A 4,370-nucleotide genomic window follows, 5' to 3' on the forward strand; every position below is an offset into this window, starting at 1 on the left:
CGGCGGCGCTCCACCTGGTCCGACTTGAAGGGCGAGAGCGCGGTCCGGTAATGCTGCTCGATCACCGCGACCCAGAGGTTGCGCATCGCCTGCACCTCCTGCGGCTCGCTGCGCGATCCGGCGACGACCGGCACGGCCTCCGCCTCGCTCTGGTCGATGGCAAAGGCCATGCTCATGGCGTTCCTCCTTCCGGCTGCTGATACTCGGGGACGGGCTGCCGGCGCGGGACCCGCGAGGCAGCCGAAGGTGCGGATGTGCGTGACGCGGAGGCCGACACTGTCGGGAAGTGCGTCGTAGGAAGAGGAGGCGGTGCATCCGAGAAGGGCGCCGGGCTCTCCGGCCCTTCCGGCTCTGCAGCAATGAGGATCACGCGCGTCTGCCGGGTGACGGCGGCGCGGGCCGCGGCCCAGATGCCCGCGCTCTGCTCCCAGCCCGGCAGCGGCGGGATCACCACCGCGTCGCAGCGCGCCAGCAGTGGCCGGCACCAGACCGACCAGAAGGTCTCGTCCAGCGGATCGAGAGCATCGCTCCAAGGATCGCGCTGCAGCATCGCGTCCGCCTGCACCACCGGCGAGACGGCGGTGACGCCCGCGCAAGCGAAGCGGCTGGTCCAGCCTGCGGCGGCATCTGCTGCCAAGCTCGACGAGCTCGGGCACCAGCGCCCGCCATCGTCGGTGCTTTGGCGTGTGTAGGGGGTGGCCAGATAGGCGAGGCTGCCGCGCAGCAGCTGCGCCGCGTCGATCAGCGCGACGTCCCGCTGCAGCAAGCCGCTGCCGGTGTAGCGCGCGCAGAGCTGCGGCCAGTCGGGATCGCGAGGCAGGCGGTGGTGCATGCTCATGCGCCAGCCCTCTTACTATGCAGGGGCGGCCTGGAACGCGCCTGCGGCTGCTGCGCGACCTCCTCGGCAAGCGCGATGATCTGCCCAACCGTCTCCTGCACCGCCCGCATCTCCGCGACCACCGCCGCCGCCTCTTTGGGCGTCAACGCGGCGCCACCATCGCTGATGTCCGAGAGCGCCCGGAACAGCTCCGCCTGCGCGGCGCCGGCACGAATGGCGCAGGTGGCGGCGAGCTCGGGGATATCGGCGCTGGAGAGCGCGCTTTGTCTGCCGCGGCGGACGATCTCTTCACCGCGCCGGGTAGAAATCGGGTAGCTTCCGGTGAAGTTCTCGGCGACGAGGATGGCCTCGTAGCTGATCTCCAGATGGCCGGAGCACATCTTGGAGACGGTGCCGCGCATGTCGGCCTTGCCGGTGCGCGCCTCAAGCAGGTTGGCCAGTACCCCCTGCCCGCCCTGCCGCGTCGGTCCGCCCATACGCTCGACCAGCTGCTCGAACAGACCGCTGATGATCGCGTCAGCCATGGGTGCCTCCGCAGGTGATGACAGGGCACGAGCCAATCTCGGCGGCGCTGGCATTGGCGCGGCGATCACGCGTGCCCCCGCGCGGAGACACCTTGAGGTGACGCATGAGCAACCTCGATTCCTTGCTGGACAGGCCGCGCCCGGGCAGCGTCCACTCATGGAAGCGCCGCAGCACAGCAGTAATGGGTATCAGGTTACCGGGAGCGATGGGCTTGCTGCGCTGGCGCTCGGGAAGCGGCTGGAGCGGAGACCGCTCTGCTCCAGCAAACACTACAGCGACGGCGATGGAGGCAGTGCCACCGGGCGGCGGGAACGCATCGGCGGGAGACGAAGGCAATCTCATGCAACCTCCCGAGAGCTAGGCTCGGAAGCACGCATCCGAAACAGTTCTACCGGACACTCCACGCCGGCTTCATCGGCCAATTGCTTGATGACGATGTACCAGGAGGCCGGGAAAGAACCGCGGACGACCGCGTTGCTTACAGCTGTCGGAAGCAGCCCCAGACGTTCGGCCATGCGACGGCGTCCGATGACGGAAGCGAGGTGAGATGCTTTGCTCATGAGCAGCATTTATCCACACAAGGTGGATACCTGCAAGTCCACTAATGGTGGTTTGCCGGAATATTCACGTTCAGTGGATTATCCACCCTGTATGAATACTCCAGTTAACCCTAGTTACGCCGAAATCGGGGAGCGCCTTGCGCGACTGCGCAAGAGCCAGTCCGACCTGACCCAGAAAGCATGGGCGGAAAAGCACGGCTTCAATGGCACCCAGTGGAACAACTGGGAGAAGGGGACACGCAGGATCCCGGTCGACGAGGCGGAGCGTCTCTGCATCGTCTATGGCCTGACGCTGGACTTCATATACCGTGGTAGAAGGGACGGGTTGTCGGAGAGCCTCCGAAAGGTGCTCTGATCACAGCGGCCCAGATACTCCACCACCAGGTCGAGAGAGACGTCTAGATCGTCTGCAATCTCGATCATGCGATCCAGGCGCCGGTCTACCTCCAGCATATGTCTCCCCCTATCGGCACGAGACAGAACATTTGCCGAACATCCTAGCAGTTGTCTAGCGGCCGCTTGAACACCTACAGCGAGGTCATCGTATAAATCCACATCGGGTGGTTTATTCGGATTGAATATCCACCTTTGGTGGACTACACGTTACCTGGAAGTCAGCACCAGTCAAGCGTGGACCCTCAATGACCCTTGCCACCCCCTCCCCGCGCGTCCTGACCGACGCCGCCGCCATCGCGGCTGATCCCGGCAGCTACGCCGACCGGCCCATGCTTGCGCAGCTGGCGCGCCTGGCTCTGATGACCGCCCGCGGCACTCCGTTGCGCCAGACGGGCGACGGCGCCGGCCGCACCGCCCTGCGCGTCATCGAGGGAGGCCTGCGGTGATGGATGCTGCAGCCCCCGCGTCGGCCGAACTTGCCGCCCTCTGCGATGCGCTCGACGCCCTCGCGCCGCAGGCGCTGGTCGAGCGGCTGCAGGCCGAGGTGCTGCGCAGCGGCGGCACATGGCACACCGACACCAGCGGCTTGCCCGCGCTGCGCATCATCGCCCTGCACGGCATCACCCTCTCGGACATGAGCTACGCGGCTGCCGCCCTGCGCTGGCGCTTCGCCGCCCGTGCCGCTGCCGGTGGCTATGCCGGCCCTGCGACCGAGCCGGAGCGCCGCACCCTGCAGCGGGCCTGGGCGCTGTCGGTGCTGCAGCACCTCACACCCGCCACAGAAGCAGTGCGGGCTTCGGCCCAGGCGTTGCTGGACCGGATAATCCATCCCGGACTGCGGACCATCGACCCGCCGGCCGCCGTGCCGGGTCAGACCATTGCCGAGGCAGCCGCAGCGCTCAGCGCAGTTGCTGCAGAGACGGAGGAGGCCGCATGATCCACGCCAACGCCTTCCAGGCTGAGGCCGCGGCAGATGGTCGTGCCGATGCTCGAGCGCCCGGCATGGCGCCTGCGCTCGATGGCTCATCGACCGCCGAGGCGTCTGCCCCCGCGCCCCAGGGCGAGGAGGTCACCGTCCTCTGGTTCGATCGCGCCAAGGGCTATGGCTTCGTCAGCTTCGATCTCGGCGCGGAGGCCCTGCTGCATGCCAGCACCCTCGACTGGGCCGGCCGCTCCGGCAGCGCCCCCGGCACCCGCCTCGCCGTCCTGCTCGCCGAGACCGACAAGGGCACCAAGGTCAGCGAGATTCTCAGCTTCGGACCGGCGCCGGCCGCCGTGCCCGTACCGCCCGCCCTCATCGAGGAGATCGGCCGCGACGTCGATGCCGCCGCCCTGCCCGTCGAGGCGGCGCGGGTGACCTGGTACGACGCCCGGCGCGGCATCGGCTTCGCCCGCGCCTTCGGCGCCCCGGACCGCGACATCTTCCTGCACGCGAGCGTGCTGCGCCTCGTCGGGCTCAACCCGCCCGCCAAGGGCGAGGCGCTGGCGCTGCATGTTACCGAGGGGCCCCGCGGCCTCATCGCCGTCGCCGCGCAGGACTGGGCCCAGGTCGACCTGCAGGCGCAGGCACAGGCGGATCGCTCCGAGCTCGGAGGGACATCATGAGCCGCTCCGTGCACCACTCGGACATCCCGGATCGCGACCCGCGCTTTGCGGAGGGGCGCTGGCTCGGCGTCGTGCTGATCCTCGCCATCCTCGAGCTGCTCACCGGAACCGCAATCCTCATCTCCGCCCGCGTCTGCTGGAGCTGCCTGTGACCCTCGCACCCGATCAGCCCGAAAGCGGCGCGGAGCCCGCCGCCACTGGCGCCGCCTCAGCCGCCCAGCATTGCGCCTCCGACTCCGCGCCCAGTGACACCACGAGCCAAGCCGCCGGGGCCCGGCCGTCAGGCCGCACCCCGATGAAGCAGACCGTCGAAGACGAGGCCCTAACGGCTAAGCTGCTGGCCGCAGCCGAACAGGAGCTGCGGCAGTTCGTCGAGCGCACCGAGCGTCTCGCAGCCGAGAAGCAGGACATCACGGACCAGATGAAGGAGGTCATGGCCGAGGCCA

Annotated in this window: 8 protein-coding genes; 6 read left to right on the forward strand and 2 right to left on the reverse strand. The window is 68.4% G+C overall.

The genetic code is table 11. The features are described 5' to 3' along the window. Window positions 1-172: 172 nt before the first annotated feature. Together DFP88_RS16650 and DFP88_RS16655 are read right to left on the reverse strand one after the other, a co-directional pair. On the reverse strand, window positions 173-838 hold the full coding sequence (locus tag DFP88_RS16650; RefSeq protein WP_110815817.1) for a DUF1937 family protein: 666 nt from the start codon (window positions 836-838) through the stop codon (window positions 173-175). Beyond that, window positions 835-1,362: a hypothetical protein gene (locus tag DFP88_RS16655; protein ID WP_110815818.1), complete on the reverse strand. Its 528-nt coding sequence runs from the start codon at window positions 1,360-1,362 to the stop codon at window positions 835-837. Before DFP88_RS16655 ends, DFP88_RS16650 begins: the two co-directional genes overlap by 4 nt. 559 nt (window positions 1,363-1,921) lie before the next feature. On the opposite strand from DFP88_RS16655, the gene DFP88_RS16665 reads away from it, so the two are divergent. The 6 genes from DFP88_RS16665 to DFP88_RS17425 all read left to right on the forward strand — a co-directional run. Further along, complete coding sequence (locus DFP88_RS16665; RefSeq protein ID WP_110815820.1) at window positions 1,922-2,278, forward strand: helix-turn-helix domain-containing protein; 357 nt, start codon at window positions 1,922-1,924, stop codon at window positions 2,276-2,278. A 286-nt stretch (window positions 2,279-2,564) separates the two neighbouring features. Further along, window positions 2,565-2,765, forward strand: a complete 201-nt coding sequence (locus DFP88_RS16670; protein ID WP_110815821.1) for a hypothetical protein — start codon at window positions 2,565-2,567, stop codon at window positions 2,763-2,765. Continuing rightward, complete coding sequence (locus DFP88_RS16675) at window positions 2,762-3,256, forward strand: hypothetical protein (RefSeq protein ID WP_146227567.1); 495 nt, start codon at window positions 2,762-2,764, stop codon at window positions 3,254-3,256. Before DFP88_RS16670 ends, DFP88_RS16675 begins: the two co-directional genes overlap by 4 nt. Continuing rightward, window positions 3,253-3,924 carry a cold-shock protein gene (locus DFP88_RS16680; RefSeq protein ID WP_110815823.1) on the forward strand — a complete coding sequence of 224 codons (672 nt, stop codon included), beginning with the start codon at window positions 3,253-3,255 and terminating at the stop codon, window positions 3,922-3,924. The genes DFP88_RS16675 and DFP88_RS16680 overlap by 4 nt, the downstream gene beginning before the upstream one ends. Further along, window positions 3,921-4,076: a hypothetical protein gene (locus DFP88_RS17175; protein WP_181418699.1), complete on the forward strand. Its 156-nt coding sequence runs from the start codon at window positions 3,921-3,923 to the stop codon at window positions 4,074-4,076. The genes DFP88_RS16680 and DFP88_RS17175 overlap by 4 nt, the downstream gene beginning before the upstream one ends. Beyond that, window positions 4,073-4,370: GapR family DNA-binding domain-containing protein (locus tag DFP88_RS17425; protein ID WP_245904858.1), on the forward strand; the 298-nt coding region annotated here is incomplete at its 3' end. The genes DFP88_RS17175 and DFP88_RS17425, both read left to right, overlap by 4 nt.

The sequence above is a fragment of the Pseudoroseicyclus aestuarii genome (assembly GCF_003217255.1).
Taxonomy (GTDB): domain Bacteria; phylum Pseudomonadota; class Alphaproteobacteria; order Rhodobacterales; family Rhodobacteraceae; genus Pseudoroseicyclus; species Pseudoroseicyclus aestuarii.